The 22,023-nt window shown below is 45.5% G+C and carries 17 protein-coding genes; 11 read left to right on the forward strand and 6 right to left on the reverse strand.

Going from position 1 to position 22,023, the window contains the following annotated elements; genetic code table 11:
* Window positions 1-23 precede the first annotated feature (23 nt).
* Genes Q8M62_RS05450 through Q8M62_RS05460 form a run of 3 tightly spaced genes read left to right on the forward strand, consistent with a single transcriptional unit; the run spans window position 24 to window position 2,755 of the window.
* The gene (locus Q8M62_RS05450; protein WP_304899892.1) at window positions 24-1,265 is read left to right on the forward strand and encodes a nitrous oxide reductase family maturation protein NosD; all 1,242 of its coding nucleotides are present in this window, start codon (window positions 24-26) and stop codon (window positions 1,263-1,265) included.
* Complete coding sequence (locus Q8M62_RS05455) at window positions 1,252-1,995, forward strand: ABC transporter ATP-binding protein (protein ID WP_304899891.1); 744 nt, start codon at window positions 1,252-1,254, stop codon at window positions 1,993-1,995. Before Q8M62_RS05450 ends, Q8M62_RS05455 begins: the two co-directional genes overlap by 14 nt.
* Complete coding sequence (locus tag Q8M62_RS05460) at window positions 1,988-2,755, forward strand: ABC transporter permease (protein ID WP_092728473.1); 768 nt, start codon at window positions 1,988-1,990, stop codon at window positions 2,753-2,755. Before Q8M62_RS05455 ends, Q8M62_RS05460 begins: the two co-directional genes overlap by 8 nt.
* A 249-nt stretch (window positions 2,756-3,004) precedes the next feature.
* On the opposite strand, the gene Q8M62_RS05465 is transcribed toward Q8M62_RS05460, so the two are convergent.
* The 5 genes from Q8M62_RS05465 to Q8M62_RS05485 form a co-directional block, all read right to left on the reverse strand.
* Window positions 3,005-3,535 carry an RNA polymerase sigma factor gene (locus Q8M62_RS05465; protein ID WP_304899890.1) on the reverse strand — a complete coding sequence of 177 codons (531 nt, stop codon included), beginning with the start codon at window positions 3,533-3,535 and terminating at the stop codon, window positions 3,005-3,007.
* 555 nt (window positions 3,536-4,090) lie between these two features.
* Window positions 4,091-6,289: a hypothetical protein gene (locus Q8M62_RS05470; RefSeq protein WP_304899889.1), complete on the reverse strand. Its 2,199-nt coding sequence runs from the start codon at window positions 6,287-6,289 to the stop codon at window positions 4,091-4,093.
* A gap of 2 nt (window positions 6,290-6,291) precedes the next feature.
* The gene (locus Q8M62_RS05475) at window positions 6,292-7,491 is read right to left on the reverse strand and encodes an exo-alpha-sialidase (protein ID WP_304899888.1); all 1,200 of its coding nucleotides are present in this window, start codon (window positions 7,489-7,491) and stop codon (window positions 6,292-6,294) included.
* Window positions 7,488-8,549, reverse strand: coding sequence for a polysaccharide deacetylase family protein (locus Q8M62_RS05480; protein WP_304899887.1), 1,062 nt, complete (start codon window positions 8,547-8,549; stop codon window positions 7,488-7,490). Before Q8M62_RS05480 ends, Q8M62_RS05475 begins: the two co-directional genes overlap by 4 nt.
* Window positions 8,550-8,561: 12 nt before the next feature.
* The gene (locus Q8M62_RS05485) at window positions 8,562-9,656 is read right to left on the reverse strand and encodes an exo-alpha-sialidase (protein WP_304899886.1); all 1,095 of its coding nucleotides are present in this window, start codon (window positions 9,654-9,656) and stop codon (window positions 8,562-8,564) included.
* Window positions 9,657-9,832: 176 nt separating this feature from the next.
* Between Q8M62_RS05485 and Q8M62_RS05490 the strand changes: the two genes are divergently transcribed.
* From Q8M62_RS05490 to Q8M62_RS05500, 3 genes are read left to right on the forward strand one after another with little or no spacing between them, the layout of a single operon-like run.
* The gene (locus Q8M62_RS05490) at window positions 9,833-11,089 is read left to right on the forward strand and encodes an MFS transporter (RefSeq protein WP_304899885.1); all 1,257 of its coding nucleotides are present in this window, start codon (window positions 9,833-9,835) and stop codon (window positions 11,087-11,089) included.
* A gap of 3 nt (window positions 11,090-11,092) precedes the next feature.
* Window positions 11,093-12,274 carry a DNA-binding transcriptional regulator gene (locus tag Q8M62_RS05495; protein WP_304899884.1) on the forward strand — a complete coding sequence of 394 codons (1,182 nt, stop codon included), beginning with the start codon at window positions 11,093-11,095 and terminating at the stop codon, window positions 12,272-12,274.
* 40 nt (window positions 12,275-12,314) lie between these two features.
* Window positions 12,315-13,583, forward strand: a complete 1,269-nt coding sequence (locus Q8M62_RS05500) for a photosystem II biosynthesis protein (RefSeq protein WP_304899883.1) — start codon at window positions 12,315-12,317, stop codon at window positions 13,581-13,583.
* A 106-nt stretch (window positions 13,584-13,689) separates the two neighbouring features.
* On the opposite strand, the gene Q8M62_RS05505 is transcribed toward Q8M62_RS05500, so the two are convergent.
* A complete protein-coding gene (locus Q8M62_RS05505; protein ID WP_304899882.1) occupies window positions 13,690-15,468 on the reverse strand; it encodes a metallophosphoesterase family protein in 1,779 nt (592 codons plus the stop codon).
* Window positions 15,469-15,668: 200 nt separating this feature from the next.
* Between Q8M62_RS05505 and Q8M62_RS05510 the strand changes: the two genes are divergently transcribed.
* From Q8M62_RS05510 to Q8M62_RS05530, 5 genes are all read left to right on the forward strand, one after another.
* Complete coding sequence (locus Q8M62_RS05510) at window positions 15,669-15,896, forward strand: hypothetical protein (protein WP_304899881.1); 228 nt, start codon at window positions 15,669-15,671, stop codon at window positions 15,894-15,896.
* Window positions 15,897-15,921: 25 nt separating this feature from the next.
* A complete protein-coding gene (locus tag Q8M62_RS05515) occupies window positions 15,922-19,305 on the forward strand; it encodes a SusC/RagA family TonB-linked outer membrane protein (RefSeq protein WP_304899880.1) in 3,384 nt (1,127 codons plus the stop codon).
* Between the two features lie 21 nt (window positions 19,306-19,326).
* Window positions 19,327-21,018, forward strand: a complete 1,692-nt coding sequence (locus tag Q8M62_RS05520; RefSeq protein WP_304899879.1) for a SusD/RagB family nutrient-binding outer membrane lipoprotein — start codon at window positions 19,327-19,329, stop codon at window positions 21,016-21,018.
* A 206-nt stretch (window positions 21,019-21,224) separates the two neighbouring features.
* Window positions 21,225-21,395, forward strand: a complete 171-nt coding sequence (locus Q8M62_RS05525) for a hypothetical protein (RefSeq protein WP_304899878.1) — start codon at window positions 21,225-21,227, stop codon at window positions 21,393-21,395.
* A gap of 118 nt (window positions 21,396-21,513) precedes the next feature.
* Window positions 21,514-21,903 carry a DUF302 domain-containing protein gene (locus Q8M62_RS05530; RefSeq protein WP_304899877.1) on the forward strand — a complete coding sequence of 130 codons (390 nt, stop codon included), beginning with the start codon at window positions 21,514-21,516 and terminating at the stop codon, window positions 21,901-21,903.
* Window positions 21,904-22,023: the final 120 nt, after the last annotated feature.

Raw genomic sequence — 22,023 nt, forward strand, 5'->3', positions numbered from 1 at the left:
TTGGTGGATAAATGATGCGAACCATGGGACCTTACTTTAGAATATTCTGTTTGTCATTGATTGGACTCCTCGCCGCTGTGGAGGGACATTCGGCAGTCATTCGATTGGTACCGGGGCAATCCATCCAAAGTGCCGTGGACAAAGCCTCGCCGGGAGACACGCTGCAAATTACCGCGGGAGTTTACAAACAGTCAGGTATAATCATCCGAAAGTCACTCACGTTGATCGGGGAAGGTTATCCGGTTTTGGACGGAAATATGGAAGGCAATGTCCTGATTATAGCGGCTGAAAACCTCACGATTCAAGGACTCAAAATCATCAATACCGGCAAATCCAACATGGACGATTCGGCAGCGATTAAATTTTTTGATTCAAAAAACTGTGTCATCAAAGACAACATCCTGGAAAACACCTTTTTTGGTCTTCACTTTTCCAATTCTTCAGGAATGACGATCACGGGAAACCAAATTCATGCGAATGCTATTCGAGAATTTGAAGTGGGCAATGGGATTCATCTTTGGAAGTGTAAAAACTCCTTGATCAGCAAAAATAAAGTATCGGGACACCGGGATGGGATTTACCTTGAATTTGTAACCAATACCAAGGCTGAAGAAAACTATGTGGAGAAAAACATGCGCTATGGATTGCATTTTATGTTTTCCCACGACAACAGCTACATCCGGAATACTTTCAAAAATAACGGTGCCGGAGTTGCCGTGATGTACACCAAAAATGTACTGATGAAGGAAAACCGATTTGAGGAAAATTGGGGTTCGAGCGCTTACGGAATATTACTCAAAGACATCAGCGACAGTGAAGTCATCGGTAATGTTTTTCTAAAAAACACAGTAGGAATATACATGGAGGGCAGCAGCAGAATCCAGTTTACCGGAAATACCTTTCGTGAAAACGGTTGGGCACTTAAGCTCATGGCAAGCTGCGATCAGAACACCTTCAAAGCAAATAATTTTACGCAAAACACCTTTGATATGAGTTCTAACGGATCGGTGGTGCTGAATACCATCACTGAAAACTATTGGGACAAATACGAAGGCTACGATCTGGACAAGGACATGATAGGCGATGTGCCCTATCGACCGATCAATTTATATAGTGTCATTGTAGAGAAAATTCCCGCAGCGGTGATGCTCTGGAGAAGTTTTATGGTGACACTTTTGGATCGGATGGAAAAAATCCTGCCTACCATGACTCCCGATCAGATGATCGATCAATCCCCTAAAATGAGACCTTATGATTACGGTTAATTCTATATTCAAAAAATTTGGCAAGCTGGAAGTCCTGAAAGACTTTACCCTGAGTTTTGAAAGGGGTAACAGCTATGCTATCATGGGCCCGAATGGAAGCGGAAAGACCACCCTGATCAAATCGATTCTTGGGATGGTACTGCCGGATAAAGGTGAAATCCTGGTAAAAGGCTTATCCATCAAAGGCAGCAATGACTATCGTAAATTCATTGGATATATGCCCCAAATAGGCCGCTATCCCCAAAATATGAAAATCGGGCAGCTGTTTTCGATGATGAAAGACATGCGGCCTGAAATCAAAACCTATGATTTGGATCTGGTGGAGGCCTATGAATTGGATAAAATCAAAGACAAATCTCTGGGTACCCTTTCCGGAGGCACTGTGCAAAAAGTGAGTGCTGCCTTGGCCTTCCTTTTCAATCCAGAAATACTGATTTTGGATGAACCGACGGCAGGACTTGACCCGATCGCTGTCGAAATCCTGAAATCGAAAATCAAAAATGAGCGGGAAGCCGGAAAACTCATACTCGTCACTTCCCATATTTTGAGTGATTTGGAGGAATTGACCAATCACGCCATTTACATTTTCGAAGGGGAGGTTTTCTTCAATGATTCCATCGAAAGTCTTAAAGAGATTACTTCTGAAGAGAAATTTTCCCCTGCCATTGCCAAACTGATGCAATGGAGCTTAAAAAAAAAGTCAACCACTAAAGCTTTGACCTATGCTTAAGTTGCTCAAATACGCGCTTTATGACATCCTAAAATCCAGATTTGCCCTCATCTACACGGTATTTCTGGCATTGGTAGCCATTTCCATTTACCAGGTATCAGACGACTTGAGTAAAGTTTCCCTGAGTCTGATGAATATCATGATCATGATTGTTCCGCTGATTTCAGCAGTTTTTGCCACCACGCATTTTTACAACAATCTGGAATTTATCGAATTGATGCTTGCCCAGCCGGTGAAGCGATCCCAGGTTTTCCTCAGTCAGTTGTTTGCAGTGATCATCATGCTGAGTTTGTCGATTTTGATCGGTTTTGGCTTGCCGATGATGCTGTGGGGAGCAGATAGCAGTCTCATTACGCTCTTGGCAGTTGGGATTATTCTCAGTGCGGTATTCACCGGTTTCGCATTTTTGGCGAGTGTGATGACTCGGGACAAGGCGAAGGCAATCGGGATCAGCCTTGGGTTATGGATTTATTTCTCATTGGTGTATGATGGATTTGTACTTTACTTCATTTACAGCTTTGCGGATTATCCTTTGGAAAAGGCGACCCTTGCTTTGGTAATGCTCAATCCGGTGGATTTGGGTAGGATTTTGATGTTGATGCAATTGGATATTTCAGCTCTAATGGGCTACACCGGTGCTTTTTTTCAAAAGTTCTTTTCCAGCAGTATGGGTTTGCTTATCGCAGGTGGGACCTTGATGGTTTGGATGCTATTTCCTAATTTCTTTGCACTGAGAGTTTTTAGGAAAAGGGATTTTTGAACTCGGATTTGGCACACAGGTCACTCAGAAGTGCACAGATGCCATAAAAATGGAATAGGTCAAACATGCAGTTTTCCCTGCTGTGAATCGGGGGTTTTTAATGAATTTTCTAAAAAGGAATTAGCACAGGTTGGGGCAGAAAAAGTTGCAAAAATGCCTGCAGCAGTGAGTTTTTCATAGAAATAGAAAATTAGCCATTGCGAACTCTCCAATGGCTAATTTCTTGATGTCTAGGATCGCATTTTCTAATCAAGAAAGTCGGTCGCGGAGGTTGACACGGGCCTTGATCAGGTGGTTTTTCACAGTGTTTTTCGAGATTCCCAATTCTTCTGCGATTTCCTGATAGGATTTGTCCTGATAGTAGGAGAGTTCAAGGACTTTTTTTCGTTGGAAGGGTAGCGTATGGAGCGCGCCTTCTAGTCTGTTTAGAATGTTTTCCTCCGCATCTATCATTTCGGGTGAGGATTCGTGAATTCGTGTGGTAAAATAATTTTCCAGACGTTCACGGTCCCGCTTTAGAGATTTAAAATAGTCAATCACCTCGTTTTTGGTAATTGTGAAGATATAAGCGCGGACTCGGTCTTCGGATTCAAGTTCACAACGTTTTCTCAGGATTTTCAGAAATACCTCGTGAAATATCGTCTCAGATTCCAAGGGGTCTTTGACCATGGAGAGGATAAATCGCAGTACGGGTTTTTTGAAGAGGAAATAGAAATCCTCAATGGCCTGGGTTTCTCCATTTTTGAAATCCTTTAATAAAGTTGAATCTAAAGTATTCATAGTGCTGGGCTGGATTAGGAAGTGAAATTTTGAAAAAATCCAGCTGAGTTTTTACGCCTATTGCGAATAAAAATCCTCGATTTGCGAAAATTTTACTTTTGTACAAATGTTTCTATTTGATTCAAAATGAATAGATTAACCCAAGATCATTTCTCCATAAATTTTGGGTGAAAATTGACTATGATCGGTTTACTTTTCTTGAAAAAATTCAATAAAAGCTCTCGGATGTTATCAAATTGTAAATGAAGAAGTTTTCCCAAAGACCTGCTAGGTGCAGACAGGAGACATTGATGAGCGCAGATTTATTTGTGTTGTCCTGCTTCATCTGTTATCCTGCTTCTCCAGATGTTGGACAGTTTGAATTGGTAAAACCTGATCATTCGCTCTCCGGTCTTTGTACTAAAAAGACGACGCCATAAGCTTAGAAAAGAGCGCATCACACCGGTCATCGGTCTAAAATTTACCTCCTGCTTCCAACCCTAGGCTTCGGCTCCGTTCAGCCTGAAATCGGACATCCGACAGCGGTCAACTTTCTGCCTCCTCCCAAATCCCCGTTCACTTGATCACCCCCAAATACTTTCCCATCCAATAGGGCAATAACCAAATGTCACCGGCACTGTAGACTGTGGTACCCTGACTGCCTCCATCGAGGGTAAACCGGTTGGCATTGTGCCTCATGATTCGGGTTTCGGAAGGCGAAAGTACCGTCTCGGTCGACTGTCTGCGGAAATTGGCCGGGATGATGGCGATGTCTTTGCGATGGCTGTTTTGGGTGTGCCAGCTGATCAGATCGATGGGATGCCGCTCCAGAAACCAAATGGAAGGCTCGAGATCGAAGTTTTCAGGCTGGACTAGCGCGGTAAAAATATTCCAAAGTGCTTCCTTTTCCGGGCGTTCAGCTTCCCAGTGGTCGAGGATGGATTTCTTGAATTGCGCTTTGAGCTCCGGGGAAAAAGCATACCGATACAAACCCCAATAGCCCAAGAAGTACATTTCGTCGTCGGAGTGATTCCAGGATTCGGAGAGCATTTTGCTCCAGTCATCACTTCCATCACCGGATTGACCGATGATTGCCATGGGCCTCATCAGGTTCTCGAGATAGCCGTGTTTTTCCATCAGTTCGTATGCTTTTTCCTTGTAGATCGCTTTTCCGGTAAAGTGAAAGGCTGTCTGTAGCATGGCGATGATATTGGAGGAATTGAGCTTGCGATCACCGACTTGCTCGGGAAAGCCATTGACATAGTCGGGATGCCACTTGCCCCAAAGGGTGGGTTTGCCGTCGTAGTCGATGAGATACATGTCATTTTTGACGATGTGATTCATCAGTGCATCGAGGAGCTCAATGGACTTGGCTTTGATCCAGGGATCATCTACGATCTCTGCCAAGACGCCAAAGACAAATACATGTCCGATGGCCTCGTCACTGCTTGTGGTGGCTTTCCAGTCCCATTCAGGATCGGAGGCATGTTGCCAGCGATCCGGGTCCGAAAGCTGATTGATATAGCCACTTCGTTCAAAAGATCGGGAAGGAAAGCCCTCGACCGGATTGATGGTGTAAAGTCGTTCCATGGCCAAAAGAGACTCTTTGCAGTTGGCGAGTGCTTCAGGAACTTTGGTGACGGCGTATCGGAAAGCCTGTCCTCCCAGATACATCGAAGTCCAAAGCCCGTCATTGTCAGAGTCCTTTAGTCTTCCGGAGCTAATGTTGCCCTTTTCGCTGAGCTGAAGTGAGGCATTGAATCCGTTTCGGATATGCATTTTCCGTACTTGGTCTTCCAGAATTTCGGCCTTTTTCGCCAAAGTCATTTCTTCAAAAACCAAGGTAGAAAGTCCTTTTTCAGTCAGGATATGCACTCGGTTTTTGTCCAAAGCCATATCCCGAACTTGCTCCCCGGAAAGCCATCGGTCTCCGAAATAATAGGAAAAGGTTCCGTTTTGATCCAAGCGAAATGCTCCCTTTTTGCTTCCAAACCAATAGTCAGTTCCATTCACCTCCACTGCTGTGATTTCGGTCCAAGGGAGTTTGGTCTGAAGTGTACCGGCTTGATTGTTTGCTAGATCAAGGGTGAAATAGCCGTTTTCTGTCCCGATGACAGCATGGTCTTTTTGGCTATCCAGGGCAAAAGCGCTGAGTTTTTCGCCTTTGGCAACCGGGGAAATCTGCGTTCCGCCCGGGGAATAGGCTGAAATTCCCGAGGCCTGCAAAAGCAAAAACCGGTTTCTTTTTGCGTCAAACCGGATGTCCAAAATCGGTTCCCTTATCGTGATTGGATTGGTCTTTTGGCCTTTTTTCAGGTATTGAAGCTGACTTGGACTGACCGCAACAAAATCCATGTCCTTTCCTCCTGCCAGTGCATGAGGATTTTTTAAGTCGTGCATCAGGTAAAGATCCCCTGCCCAGGCATTGCTCAGCACTGCTTTGTCATCGAGATAGACCAATTGATTCTGATAGGAAAGAATGGCGAGGATAGTCTTGTCCTTCATAGGCAAATAGGACTGATCTGCAACCAACTTACCATCCTGCTGAAAGGCCCCAAAGGCCGGCCGGAGCAGTTTCCCTTGCTCCAAAATCTGAATGGTGCCATTCCGGTCCACTGCCAGACTGAAACGCTCTTTCGCTTCATTTTCTCCAACATATTTGACAGCATAGTCCTGCTGAAATACCCGGTCCTGATGTACTTGTTTGGAAGTTTGGGCCTGCAGTAAAAACGGAAAAAAGAGACTTGAAATGAGCAGTCTAAGGCGGAAGGTCATAACTATTGGATTTTTTGAGGGTCTAACTGAATGTATTGAATGGTCTTTCCGGTTGGCAGGTGCCGGGAATAGCTCAGATGAACTCGTCCGGATGAATCCTGAATTAAGCTTGGGTAGGAAAAACCACCCTTTTTCTCTGGATCAATCGCTAAATATTGCGGGGAGGACCAGGTTTCGCCTTCATCTACAGAAATCCAAAGCGCCAGCCGATAGCGCCCATCCTCCAGGTCATTGCCGACCATCCACCAGCGACCATCCTGCAATACCAACAGCTCCACGCTTGCGGTATTGGGAAAGGAAGTCTTTTGGGCGGAGGTCCAGGAGATGCCTCCGTCTTTAGAAATGCTTTGCTGAATCCTCGTAGGGGCATCCCCTGAATCTCTCATCATGGCGACGATGTCCCCGTTTTTCCGCTTGGCCAAAGCCGGTTGAATGGGCCCTTTTCCAACCACAGGCCTGCTGGGTTTCCAAGTTTCTCCCTCATCTTCGGAGATGGCCATCAGGGAAAAATTAAACCCATCAGAATACAGTGGAAGGATGATTTTTTCGTCAGTGACCAAAGGCTTGATCCGGGTCATCCAGCCGATGCTCCGCTTTCTGGAATCCGTAATAGCTTCCAAAATCAGCTTTTCGTAGGAAGGGGCATATTCAGCCCAAGCTTGGTGTGAATCGGGCAGTTCCTTGAATCGGGCTTTCACTTCTTCGACAAATTCATCTCCCGGGTTGAGTAGAATATTGTCTTGCCAATACCAATTGGGGGCTCCCGGACTATTGAAATCAGTACTTCGGCGCATCCGTAACACAGACTGCTCCCATCGATTTCCCAAAACGGCAATCCACACCAGAAAAAGCTCATTTTTTTGATTGAGAAATACTACCGGATTGCAATCCGGGATGCCAGGCGTATCGGCCATGAGAAAAGGAACAGACCAGGAATCAGAAGTTTTGGATTTTCTCGATCCCATGAGGAGTACATCATCGGCAGTTCGCTCTCCGGACCCTTGAAACCAGACAGCCAAAATGTCGCCATCAGGAAGATATACCAAACTGCTGCCGTGGACATGTAGTGCTTGAGGCGGGAAAATGGCCTGATTCACATCGATTGGAAGGAGAGTGGTCTGGGCAAGCACCGGGCCTGCCCAAAGCCACATCACCAATCTACCTATCCAGCAATGAATGGGTGCCTTGAATATTTTTTTCATTTTTGAATGAGGTTCTTTCTTCTTTCCATCACTTCCCTCCAAGTAGTTAGAATGATTCCCTCTTGCTCGATGAAAGCTTTCAAATCAGGATCAGTCATCGCCAAAAGATCCCCGTATCGGGAGTCTCCCGAACCTGAAAACCGTTTGAAAAAGTCGGAATATTCGATGCTGTGGATAATGATCATCGCTAGCCCGGGCTCCATTTTGTGGAGGATACGTTTAAACTGCCCAACTTTATATTTGCCGAGCTCTACGTGTGTTGCTGACTTTTCCGGCTTCCAATCTCCGCTGATGGTATGCAAGTCATCTAAAACGGGAAGTCCACTTTTCCAGACTTGTTCACCAAGGGCTTTGCTTTTTAGAAGTAATTCAGGTTTGGGGATGGCCATTCCTTCCGTGTATTTTCCTTCTGCTTTAAGTTTTTTGATGATCGGAGCAGTGAGGCTTTCTTCCAAGAGCACATTGTTGCCTCCGGGAAACATCACCGGGATGTCGTACTCCAGGCCGACTTGAATGTATTTTTCCAGGAATTTATCATGGGCAAAAAGTGTCCCCATGTGCGAGTCCAGATGGCTAGGTTTCAGGCCAAGTCCCAGCGCCCGGTCAATTTGGGCTTTGAGTTCGATATAGACTTCTTCAGGGGTGGCGTGTTGGACGACTTGCTCTACGGTGTGCCAAAAAGCTCCATCCGGGTCATGTAGTCCGGGGACCAGACTTTTCCCTGCAAGAGGTTCCCAGCGATAGGTTTTCCACTCGGAGGTAAGGACGAGGTGCAAACCTAAATCCCATTCCAGGTGGTCCTTGGCCTGATGGATAAAATTAGCTGCCCACGGGCAGGGCATCATGATGCTGCAAGAGGTAGCGATGCCAAAATCCAGAGATTGGATAGTTCCCTGATTGGATTCATAGGACATGCCCGCATCGTCTACATGGAAAATAACCACTTTTTTACCCTTGGGGTAGCCCAATTTTTCGGCATAGGTTTGCCCAAAGGAGGAATTTGGAATTGCCCAAAAAAGGCTACAAGTGAGCAGACATAGAAAAAGGTGTTTTCTCATCGGTAGTTATAGTTATTTCAGTCCTTCGATTTTCACTTTGCCAAAGGCCACTTTCTTGCGGTTCCAAGTATAGGTGTAGACCAGATGGTCTCCATCCAAAATCAGCGATGGATAGGAAAACTCACCATCCGGATCGGGAGTTTCTTCCACCGTATGTCGAACAGGCCAAGTCTTGCCGTTGTCCAGGGATATGGCCAGTTCAATGATGTTTCGGTCGCCCCAATTGCCTTCCACGGGATTGTAGAGCAGCGCGATTTTTTCTCCACCCAGATGAGCGACTTCAATTGCACTGTTGTTATTTGGCAGGTCGGTGAGGTACACAGGAGCCCAAGTTTTGCCTCCGTCATTGGAATCTGTGCGGGCGATTTTACCGGCAGAACTACGGATCAACAGGTGAACTTGGCCAGGAGCGGATTCCCAAGCAGAGGGTTGAATTATCCCTTCCTCAGGAATCAGGTTTCGGTCGATTTCGAAATAGGGAGTACGTTCCCAAGTTTTTCCCTGATCGGTGCTGCGGTCGACAAAGGCATTCCAGACTTTTTTCAGCTCATGAGAGGAAGGTGCCAGCCAGGTACCATCGGAAAGAGTCGTCAGATGATTGCGAACGGGCCCTCGTCCGCCCTTGTCTCCGGGTACGAGTTCGGTGGCGGCTGACCAAGTTTCACCGGCATCTTCCGAGTATTGGGTCCAAGTTTCCCAATGGTCGATTTCTTTGCCGACTTTGAAGAATAGAATCATTTTGCCATCCTTATCCTTGTGAAACACCGGGTTCCAATGCGGATCATTTCGGACTTTGGCTATTACTCGGGGTTCAGACCAGGTGTTGCCATCTCCTTTGGCCATCCAAATGCCCACATCGTCGTGTTTTTCATAGGAGCCCCCAAACCAAGCCACGAGGTAGCTTCCATTTCCGAGAGATTCCACAGTAGAGGCATGGGCCTGAGCAAAACCCGGATGGGAATCAAAGATCATGCTCCGGCCTACTTCCTGAAGTGTTACTGTGGGTGGAATCGCGCTGGATTCAGATTCTGATTTGGGAGAGGAGCAAGCCAAAACAAGGCTGGCCAGGATCATGGAAAATGAAGCGAAATACCGTTTTGAATGCATGGGAAATGGGGGAATAATGATGGTTTGTCTTGAATATTACCTTATTGTTTCCAAATCAGGCTATTCTTTTGTCGAAATTTTATTTTGTTGCTAAAAATCAAATCTCCTGCCCAATCAGGATTTTTTTACTTCTGGGCTTTTGTATATTGAAGATGCACACCCTCAATCCCGGCACTATGAAGCAACGAACCCTGATCCTGCTGTTGATCTTTTTGATATTTTTCGTCATTTCGCTGATGTCTAATATCCTTGGACCGATCATTCCGGATCTGATTTCGAGTTTCTCCCTCAGCCTGGGACTAGCGGGATTTTTACCTTTTTCTTTTTTTGTAGCGTATGGTGTGATGTCTTTGCCATCGGGACTATTGGTAGAGAAATATCGGGAAAAGCGTATCCTTATGTCGGCGTTTTTCCTGGGGGCCTTGGGAGCTTTGATTTTTGCACTGAATCCGGAGTTTCAGTTTGCCTTGATTTCGCTCTTTATAATCGGAGTAGGCATGGCCATGCTTCAGGTGGTGATCAATCCGCTGCTTCGGGTAGCCGGAGGAGAGGAGCATTTTGCGTTCAATTCGGTCTTGGGACAGCTGGCCTTTGGGGCAGCATCTTTTTTGAGTCCCTGGCTTTACAGCTATCTGGTTCAGAATTTATTTTCAGGAAATGACTTTTTCCTGATCCGAATGCTGGAAAATTGGGTACCCGAATCCATGCCATGGGTCTCGGTGTATTTCCTTTTTGCAGTGATCGCTTTGCTGATGTTTCTGGTGATCAGCCGGGTGAATTTCCCCGAAGTGGAACTGAAATCCGATGAAAAAGTTGATTTGGGGGGTGATCTGAGACGATTACTGAGGCAAAGCAAGGTCTGGCTGTTTTTCCTTGGAATCTTTTGCTATGTGGGGACCGAGCAGGGGATCGCCAACTGGGTCAGCCAATATTTGCAGGATTATCATGGGGTAGACCCGGCCACCACCGGAGCACAGGTGATTTCCTATTTTTGGGGCTTGTTGACTGTGGGTTGTTTGTTGGGCTTGGTGCTGCTGAAGTTGATGGACAGCAAGCGGGTTTTGATTTTTTTTTCGCTTGGAGCAATGGGCTGCCTGGGATTTGGTTTGCTGGGGTCAGGGGATATGGTGTTGGTAGCCTTTGCCTTGAGCGGGTTTTTCCTGTCGGTGATGTGGTCGATATTGATTTCTTTAGCGCTCAATTCGGTCGATTTTGCACATGGTTCTTTGGCGGGGATTCTTTGCTCGGGGATTATGGGTGGGGCGGTGATGCCGCTGATCGTGGGAGGTTTGGCAGATTGGATGGGATTGCAGTCGGCGATGTTTTTTTTGTTTTTGCCGCTGGCTTATATTTTCTCAGTGGGTATCTGGGCCAAGCCCTTGGTGAGCAATGCCCGGGTAAAATCACTGAAGGATCTTTTTTCAAAAAGTTAAACTATGTATAAGATTATTTTGCTCTTGGACTTTGCCGAAGAATACAGTAAATGCCTGCTGAAGGGGATCAGTAAGTACTCGGCTGAGCATGGGCATTGGAGCTTCTGCCGGATGCCCTTGTACTATCGGGAGACGCTGGGAGTCAAAGGGATTTTGAACTGGGCCAAGGATTGGAAGGCGCATGGGATCATCGGTCAGCTCTATAATGAGATGGAGAATGATCTGTACCAATCCCCCCTTCCGATGATTGCGCAGGACTTTAAAGAACGGTTCAGGTTTATCCCCAATATTACCGGGCAATATCGGGAGACAGGCAAACTTGGTGCGGAGTATTTTTTGAATAAAGGCTATACCCAATTTGCATTTTATGGATTCAAAAACATCGTGTGGTCTAGGGAAAGGGCAGAGGGTTTTGAATCGACGGTCAATCAGGCGGGTTTTCATGTTCATTACTTTGAACACAAAAAAGCACGTTCTACTGACCTATGGTATTACAAAAGCAATTCCCTGAGCAAATGGCTGAAAAGCCTTCCCAAGCCCATTGCCTTGATGGCTTGCGATGATAATCAGGGAGTACATATCACTGAAGCCTGCAAACAAAACAACATTCGGGTACCTCAGGAAGTAGCAGTATTGGGAGTGGACAATGACGTGATGCTTTGTGAGCTCTCAGATCCGCCACTTTCCAGCATTGAACTCGACATCGAACGGGCTGGATATGATACTGCCCGGGCGATGGACTTGATGATTACGGGTAGGGTGAAGTTTTACAGGGATATTTTGGTACCTCCACTGAAAGTGGTCACGCGCAACTCTACCGATATTTATGCCTCTCAGGACAATTACGTAGCCACAGTATTGGATTTTATTCATAAAAACATCGACCAGAATCTCCTGGTTGACCAAATTGTGAAGGAAGTACCCATGTCCAGAAGGTCCCTGGAGAAGCGCTTTTTGGAAGTCACAGGGTATCCTGTCTATAAATACATTTTCAAACTCAGAATCGAAAAACTCGCACAAAAACTGGTGAGCAGTGAGCTTTCGGTTTTTGAAATTGCGCTAGAAATGGGTTTTCCGGACAGTAAAAATATCTCCAGGCAATTCAGACAAGTGATGGGATGTACGCCCGTGGAATACCGAAAAAGAGCCGCAGAAAAAATTCGAGTTGAAAAAGCATTAAAGTAGCCTTTTTTGGAGTGCGGAAGGTAATCTATAGAAAAGTCCTATGCGAAAATCAAATCTGCTCCCGATTCTTCTTACCGCCATGACTTTGGGTACCACTTGGGCTATTCGTGGTCAATTTGGCCATGAGCAAGGAGCAGCCTGGGCCGGAGCGATCGCTTGTCTGCTGCTCGTGTTGGTTTCCAGAAGGGAAGAATGGGCAGAGACTGGTCTAAAGGCGGCCTTTTTTGGAGCGATAGGTTGGGGATTGGGTGGGATGATGAGCTATGGCGTGCTGGTCGGCTATGGTAAATCCTCCGATTTCATGAATGCCTCCTATGGCCTTTTGAGTCTTTTTGTGGTGGGAGGATTGTATGGTTTTCTGGGTGGAGGTCTCTTTGGATTAGGGCTGACGGATTCGGAAGAAAAACGGGTGCCATGGCATCAGGTCGCAGTGGAATTGACTGTAGGAGGCTTGATTTTTTACTTTTTTATTATTGAGCAATTGGGCTGGTTGATGACCCCCCCGCGTTCCGAAGCTTGGGGGATCTGTGCCGGTTCGGCATTGGCTCTGGCATATTTTCTTTACCGGAGTGGGCATCGAAATGCACTACGGGTGGCGGTGTTTTCCGGTTTGGGAGCAGGATTTGGATTTGGTTTTGGCAATTTCCTTCAGACTATCGGCCAACTTTCAGGGATCAAATTCAATTTCTGGAATGTAATGGAATATTCTCTGGGCTTTTTTGGAGGGATTGGAATGGCCTACGGGGCATTGACCTCCCACTGGGAACCTATCAAAAAGTCAAGCAAAAAGGCTGTGTGGCCTCTTTTTGGTCTGGCGGTGGTGATTCCTTTTTTCGTATGGGAGCAGAGTTTTTGGGAAAAAGATATCAGTGCCATGCTGGAAAAAACAGCTCCCGCACAGATGGAATTCTGGGCGAAGGCCATACCTGCTGCGGCCTTTTTGATCTGGTTGGGCTTGGTGGGCTTTGCTTGGAAAAAAGGACAGGACCTCAAAAACAATCTGGCTGAAACCACCTTTTCTGTCCTTCAGACTGCTTGCTGGGTCTTGTTTTTAGCCTATTTAGCGTATACGTTTTTGATCACGGGGTCCTTTATGAGTGGGTATCGTTCAGAGCAATTTTTGTACTTGGTCAACTTTGGCCTGATCTGGTATTTGGCTCCCAAAAGCTCCGCTCAATTTCAATCAGATGGAATCGAGGCGAAAGGGATCTGGAGGCTATTTTTCCTGATTTTGGCACTTATAATTTTATTAGGCGCGATTTCCTCTTCGCTACATGAGGGAATACCGGGAATGCAGACCCGATTTTAGTCAGTTCGTTTTGAAGTCTTAGAAAATTTCCCAGAGATGAAACACAGAAAAAATCACAGATTTTTCAATAGAGTCGATGTGAATGATTGTTGATACACTTTGTGTTTTACTTCCTGATGGTGAATTGATCTAAGAGCTTTCCATCGGCGAGATAGGAGCTCAGCGTCAGGGAATTGCCTTGGATATCTATTTTTTGAAAGAGGTAGTCGTCAGGATAGGAAAGTACCGTGAAGGATTGATCTTGCTTGTCGCTTTCGAAACCCTTGCCATGCGCGGAAGCCGAATGCACAAAAATCAAATTGGACTCCGATCCGGGTTTGAATTCCTTCAATGGTTTGGAACGCATGTAGTAGTGAAAATGCCCGCTGAAATACAAGTCTACATCGTGCTTTTCCAAAATCGGAATCCAGGAATCCTGAATCTCAAGATAGGGCTCCACTGAATTGTAGGCTGGAAAGTGTACTGTCAGAAACTTCCATCGGGCAGGATTTTCAGCTAGGGTTTTGTCCAGCCAGGCCGCTTGATCCGAAATAGAAAGTGTGCCGTCCATCATCAGGAAAAGCACCTCTCCGTAGCGGAAAAAGTAAGTTCGCTCGGCATATTCTTCTCCCGGGCCATTGGATGGAAGATCAAATTGCGCCTGAAACATTCCTGCGCCCAAGCCATCCTGAGAATCATGGTTGCCAGGTACTGGCATGAAGGGACGCTGTGCAAAGCTTTCACGGGTGTAGGAAAAAAGCTTGTCCCAATCATCCCGGTGCAAGCCTGTATTGACTAAGTCTCCAGAGGAAATATAAAATTTAGTCTCAGGAAAACGTCGGGTGGCATCTTGTACCAATTGACCTGTTTTGGGATCATTATGCATGTCTCCAAACCAGATAAAAGAAAAATTATTGTGCACCGCAGGTTCAGTTTCAAATGAAAATACATTTGCCTGCTCAGTCCCGGCACTGACCCGGTATTCATAGGCAGTACCTGGCTTGAGTCCTCTCAGCCGTGCCGTGTGCCGGAGTGTAAATCGGTCATTTTGGAGCAGTCTATCTTCGATTTCCTGCCAAGTGGAATTTTGGGAAAGTGTGTCTGTGCTCCCTTTGATCCAATAGTTCACTAGACCATGTTTCAAGTTTGGACCAGTTCGCCAGTTGATCGAAATGGAGGTTTTGGGATCAGAATCCCAATGAAGCACCGTAAGATCCGGCAAGTTTGAGGATGGAAAATCCGTGCTGCGAAAGGCATCTATGAGATGGGCCTCTCTGGCTCGTCCTCGTATCGTGGTCAAAAGCTTATCTCCTAAAAGCGCAGCTGGGACTTCGGTGATCTTGAGCCCATCCCAGTCGTGGTAGGTGAAAGCCCCCGGTTCCAATGTTTCAAAATGCTGATTAGCTGGGAAAATCGGTTTGATTTCCAGCATTTCATTTTTTTCCAATGGAGCAATACTGATGAAAAATACCGGTCGGTGCTTGTCCAGACCATTTATTCCAAGGTTTATTTTCCCGGAATGTTCTTCCTTTTGCCATACTTCATAAGTATAAAGCTCATTTTTCACGAGGAGGTCGGTCTTTTCAAAACCTGAGCTGGAAAGCCAGAAAGGAACCATTTTCTGGTCCACGTGCCGCATCAGGGAGATCCTTACAGGCTGGTTGACTTCCAACACCCAATACCGAGTGCTCAATACTGACTTTTCTTTATCACTGAGATAGCCCAGCAAAAATTCCTCGGTAAGGAGGTTGAGACTGTCAGCTGGGATATTTTCATAAAGACGTGTCACTATCCCATCCACCGTTGACCTGAGGTCCGGGAGTGCCGGATTTTTAGGGCTACAGAAGCTAAGTAGATAAAAAGTGAAAAATGAATAAAAATTCAAGCGAGACGAAAGATACTTCATGTGCGAAAGTCGGGTGATGGATTTTTTAAAATGATACTCACGAAAAAACAAAATAGACTATTCGAAAAGAAGGAAATCGGGTAGTCCTTTTTTTAAGTGAATGAGTATCCCCTGTGAAATGCCCATGATAAAAGCTTCTCACATAGGGGAATGATTTTTCAGGGCATTCCATGTGACCTTAAAAAATCAATTTTAAACACATGAAAGAGATCGGTATGACTAAACCAGATGCATCGGTATTGATCAAAAAACTTGAATCGGGGGAGATTTCCCGGGAGGAGTTTGATTTGTTTTTGGAGGGTCTGGAAGACCCCAAGCAAATCGAATCCTATGAGGAAGCTTTTCGGCGGGTTTTTGATCGGTTTTTTGAAGATGACTCCACTTCAGAACTAAATAAAAGTAAGCCCAAAAGCAATCAGAATTCCTAACCATCCCTACCCAACACAACTCATTATGAAAAAAAACATTTACCTGTTCAAACTCAATATCTCCCGGAGGATTACGCTGGGATTGATGCTGGGTTTTGCCATGCATTTGCCGCTATTGGCAGAGGCTAAGCCTAATGGTTCCTCTGTTTTTGATGAGGATTTTTTTCAAACCCAAGCCACTGTCAGCGGAAAAATCACTTCCAAATCGGATGGATTGCCATTGCCCGGGGTGACTATTTTGGAAAAAGGCACATCTAATGGCACAGTGACCGATATTGACGGCAACTATACACTGACACTTAGGAGTTCTCAACCGGTTTTGATCTTTTCATACATCGGATATGTGTCCGCGGAAATCACCCTTGCGGGCCAGTCTACGCTGAATTTGGCGATGGAAGAAAATATCCAAGCAATGAGTGAAGTAGTGGTAACTGCGCTCGGGATCGAGCGGGAAAAGCGTTCTCTCGGCTATTCGGTAGGTGAAGTTAAAGGGGAAGATCTACGTACAGTAGCTCAAGAAAACCCGATCAATGCACTTGCAGGGCGAGTTGCCGGGGTTTCGATCAACCAGATGAGCGGGGTTGGTTCCTCCACCAGTGTGATCATTCGTGGAGCCACTTCACTCAGCAGCGACAATCAACCGCTATTCGTGATCGACGGAGTCCCGGTATCCAATACGATGAACAATGTCCGTAACATGGGGGATCGAAACGAGGTGGATTATGGGAATCCCATATCCGATCTTAGCCCGGAAGATATTCAAGATATCACGGTGCTCAAAGGTCCCAGTGCTGCGGCCCTTTATGGTTCACGTGCAGGCAATGGTGTGATTTTGATCACCACCAAAAAAGGTCGGAAAGGAGAGTCTCTGCGTGTAAATGTGACTACAAGTAATGTGTTCGAAAAACCCTATCGGTTTTTGGACTTCCATTATAAATATGCCAATGGAAATCGCACTTTCCTGTTGGATGAGCGATCGGCTTATTGGGCAGGATTGCCGCTCGATCAAGGAATCACCGCAGTGCAGTGGAATAGTCCTGTAGGATCAGACGGAAAAAAAATTCCAACTGAGCTTAGATCGTATCCTGACAATATGCGGAATTTTCTGGAGACCGGGGTGACCTCAACCAACTCAGTGAGTGTCGCAGGATCTACCGACAAAGCGACCTACAGATTGGGTTTTACCAACATGATACATGATGGAATGATCCCCAATACAGATCTCCACCGAAACAACCTGACCATCTCCAATTCCTATCAGTTTAGCCCAAAACTCTCCTTAAGCGCTGACATAAATCTCTCCCGATCCCAATCCAACAACCGTGCGGCCACTACCAACCGAGGGGCAAACCCATTGGAGGCAGTGTACAATTGGTCCCATGTGAATATTAATGATCTCAAAGATTACTGGCTGGAAGGACAGGAGGGTATTCAACAGAAAACTGTTTCCGTCAATCATGACAATCCGTATTTTATTGCCTATGGGATCAATAATGGATTCGTCAGAGACAGAGTTTTTGGAAATGTCAAAATGGACTATAAGTGGACAGAGACCCTGTCCTCCTATGTAAGAATGACGCTGGATACCTATACTGAAAACAGGGAAACCAAAATTCCTTGGTCCTACACCCGGGAAAGAAGAGGTGCCTATCACCTTCAGGATATTGGACGAACAGAAAGCAATATTGAATTTCTGACCACCTATACCAAGTCCTTTTCCAATTTCAACCTTTCGTTAAATGGAGGGGGTAACATCATGCGGCAGTTTTATCGGGACAATTACATGGGTAGCGCTCCTAATGCAGGCTTGATCGTACCGGGACTGTATCGAATCAGCAACATTCCCAATACAGGTTTGAGGTATTCCAATTTTGATTCCGAAAAAGCCATTTATTCTGTTTTTGGAGTTGCTTCATTGGGTTATATGGATCAATTGTATTTGGATATTTCGGGTAGAAATGACTGGTCCAGCACGCTTCCGGCTAATAACCGATCCTATTTTTATCCCTCGGTATCACTTAGCTGGCTTGCAAACTATACCTTCAATCTACCCGAATCCATCTCCATGCTGAAGTTTAGGGCGGGTTTTGCACAAGCAGGTAACGATACCAATCCTTACGCTTTGGACCCGGTATTAGGTACTTCCAATTGGGGCACCCTCATTACTACCAATTACCCTGGAACACTCCTTAACCCCAACCTGAAGCCGGAGATTAATACTTCTCAAGAACTGGGATTAGACTTCAATCTTTGGGATAATCGGGTGAGATTCGAGGGAACCTATTTTTATCAGAAAAACGAAAACCAAATTCTGAGTGTACCTACCCCGGCTTCATCAGGGTTTGCACAGAAGCAGGTCAATGCTGGTCTCATCTCTTCCAAAGGTTGGGAAATTCAGATCGGAGTAACCCCTATTAAGCGTAATAATGGACTTACTTGGGATATCAATGCCAACTTTACCCGAATACGAACCACGCTGGATAGGCTGGCTGACGGCATGGACTTCATCACCTTATGGGATGATAATAATGGTGGCGCTTCCACCTTTGTAGGCGGGCAAATCGGTGACCTTTACAGTAGGGGATTTGCTACTGTGGAGGATAAAAATTCACCTTACTTCGGATGGCCAATCTTGAATGCCAATGGTTCTTGGATCCCTAAGAATGGTAGAGAAGATCGTCGAAAAGTAGGAAATTTTAATCCTGACGTAATTATCGGAGCTCAATCGAAATTGAGTTATAAGCGATTTACGCTCGATATGAGTTTTGACCTCAGACTAGGTGGAGAATTTATGTCCTACACCTATCGATATGGTGAATCTGACTGGAAATCAGCCCGACAGATGGGTCTCTTGATCCCTGGGGGATTGTATTCGCAGGAAGAATTGATCAAGCTGCTGAAGTCTAATCCGGGCAAATACATTATTCCAAGAAACGGTAATTACCCAAGGGTAGGTGGATATACCAAAGACACAGGCGGCATGCCGGTCAATATGGGCGCCGCTGGGGACGATGGAGTATTTATACCCGGAGTCATCCTCAATGCACAAGGGGAGTATGTAGAGCATCTTGGTGGTCCGGGCACGAGAATTTATCCTGCCTCTTCCGGATATCCTTGGAGCTACAATCAGCAAATCACTTTTGATGCATCTTTCCTGAAAATGCGAGAGTTCTCCATCGGGTACCAGCTTCCAAATCTAAAGGGATTTCAGAGTGCTCATGTTTCGGTGTACACCCGTAACCTGATCCTGTGGACCAAGGCTGACATCGGTATCGATCCGGAGCGTGCTTTCCAGGTAACAGGTTCTAAGCAAGGAGACTCGGCCAATCTTTTCCGGCAGGGTATTGAGCTTCAAAATGTCAATCCTTGGACCATGCCATTTGGATTCAAGTTCAGCGCAAACTTTTAATCACCTGAAAAATCACAAGTCATGAACAATTTAAATATAAAATTAGGAACCTTGATCTTGGTTTTTTCTCTCATCGTCGGAGGATGTAAAGACCTTGATGAAATCAACGATAACCCTAACGGTGTCTCTCCATCCAATGCGAATGTGAACATGCTGATGCCTACGGTTTTGGTCGGAGTAGGGCAGAACATTCTTAATCTGGGTTATCAGGATTTGGCTGGGGTAGTCCAGCATACACAAAAAGATGGTTGGAATGGAGGACACAATCACTACGATTGGGGACTGCAAGACTGGAGTGGATGGTACGGACTATTGCGAACTAATCAGTTTATGATTCAGCGGGCTGAAGAGACTAATTCACCTTTCCACAAAGCTGTGGGATTGACGATGAAATCTTTGATTTTCGGGATGATTACAGATCTGTGGGGCGATGCTCCTTATACCAAAGCACTGCAAGGCAGTCAGCCTGGACTTGAAAATCAGTTACCTGCATTTGATAGTCAGGAAGTGATTTATAGGGGGATTATTGAAGACCTAAAGGCAGCCTCAGTCATATTTGCATCTGCAAATAACGCCTCAGTGATTGCGCAGTATGATGTTTACTTTGGAGGCAATGTGACTCGTTGGCATAAATTCGCCAATTCGCTGCTACTTCGATACTCCATGCGTTTGTCTGAAAAAATTCCGGCACTAGCCAAATCCGGAGTCGAGCAGGTGGTAAGTTCGGGAGTCTACATTTCGGATGCCTCTGAGGACGTGGTGATGGATTTCATCGGCGCATCTGCTGGAGATTCTTGGCCTACAGCGGCTTCCTTTGATGCCGGTTCAAATTTTCGACGACTGAAACCTAGTACTACCCTTCTCAATCCGATGTTGGAAAATCAGGATCCAAGAGTACGGGTTTGGTTTAGAGAAGTTCACTGCCAATGGGTAGAGGATAAAACACTAAGCACTGCAACGGACCCTTTTATCCGGAGAAATGGAGTACTGCAGCAAGGCACCGTGTCCCTTACTGATGATCAATATGTAGCCCAAATTGCAGCAGGAAATAAGTTTACACGGCACTATAACCCCGATCTTTTGGGATATAAGCTGGACACACGCAACTATGTGGGATTGCCACCCGGACTGGTAGCGCCATCTGAGCATAATCGAAACCCAACTCCGGGTCAAACGCTGGAAAATCAACATGCCTCACAACTGGCCGATGTATATCGTCAGGCTAAACATGCCCTGCTTAAAGCAAGAATTATTTCTGCCTCGGAAGTGTATTTTATTTTGGCTGAGGCGGCTCTGAAAGGTTATTCGGCAGGAAATGCAGAAAGCCACTATCAAAATGGAATCCGGGCTTCACTCAAAACTTGGGGTGTAGACAACAGATTTGCTGACTTTATCGCGCAGCCAAAAGTAAAATTCAATGGCACTATCAAGCAGGTCATTGAGCAAAAATGGATCGCTAGCTGGACCAACGCCGGGGAGGCTTGGTTTGACTTCCGAAGAACTGGTTTCCCGGAACTTAAACCCGGTCCGGCCTCTCCCGAACCAGTATTGCCTGTCCGATTTATCTATGGTGGCAATGAAATCAATTTCAATAACAATGAAGTGACTAAAGCTATCAATCGCCTGGAAGTGACCCCGTATGAAGGTGGTCGGGGAGCTAATAATCAATGGTCAAAAACCTGGATTACACAAGGGACAAATAAGCCTTGGTAAAAGTTAATTTTTTTGAATAAAAATATCGGGCTTTCGGTTTATCCGGGAGCCCATTTTTTTTAATTCAAATCCGAAATTCTTCAGATAGTTCAAGTTTTTTATTTCTACCAAAGAAGTCGATGAATTAAGAATCTTTTCCCCTATGTGATTTGGGTTACGGTAAATCAATTATTTGATAGCCAACTTGGTGATTAATTCACCGGTTTATGGGACAAAACCTTGTAGAACATTGGCAAAATATCTACCAAGCCAAGGACACCACTAAGGTAGGCTGGCATCAGGAGAGGCCTCAGATTTCCTTGGATTTCATCGCCAAATCCAAAGTTTCTCCAGAAGATCCGATTATCGATGTGGGTGGAGGAGTTTTTTTCTCATGAATTTAGTCTGATGGAAGGAATCAATTACGACCACATCACCCCTGCGGGCATACCTCAAAATTATACCGTTTGCTTATTTCAAAGAATCTGAATTTTCACACATTAAACCAAAAATACCATGTCATACTATCAGTCCAAAACCGTAACATCCCCAGACTTGGCTTCTTTAAGAAGTAAAGTGGAAGCCGCCTTAAAAGAGGTAGGCTTTGGGATTCTGACCGAAATCGACATCCAGGTAACTATGAAGAAGAAATTAGACAAGGACTATCCTCCTTATCTGATTTTGGGGGCCTGCAATCCGGTTTTTGCAGATAAAGTCTTAACAGCCGAGCCTCATATCGGCACGCTTTTGCCCTGCAATGTGACGATCCGTGGATTGGGAAATTCAGAGTTTGAGGTAGCTATTATGGACCCCATTGCGGCGATGTCAGCTGTACAGAATCCTGCAATTGAACCTTTGGCAGGAGAGGTAAGAGGTAAGTTGATGAGTATGTTGGAAAGCCTGTAGTAAGAATGTTTTCAAACTTCTATGTTGAACTAGGATGTCTTTAAAAGTTGGAGTTTTGGGCAAAATCAAATACGTGATCGTTTTTATTTTTTGATCCGGGGGATTTTTCAACTTATCTCT

Origin of the sequence: Algoriphagus sp., assembly GCF_030694375.1 — a bacterium.
Taxonomy (GTDB): Bacteria; Bacteroidota; Bacteroidia; order Cytophagales; family Cyclobacteriaceae; genus Algoriphagus.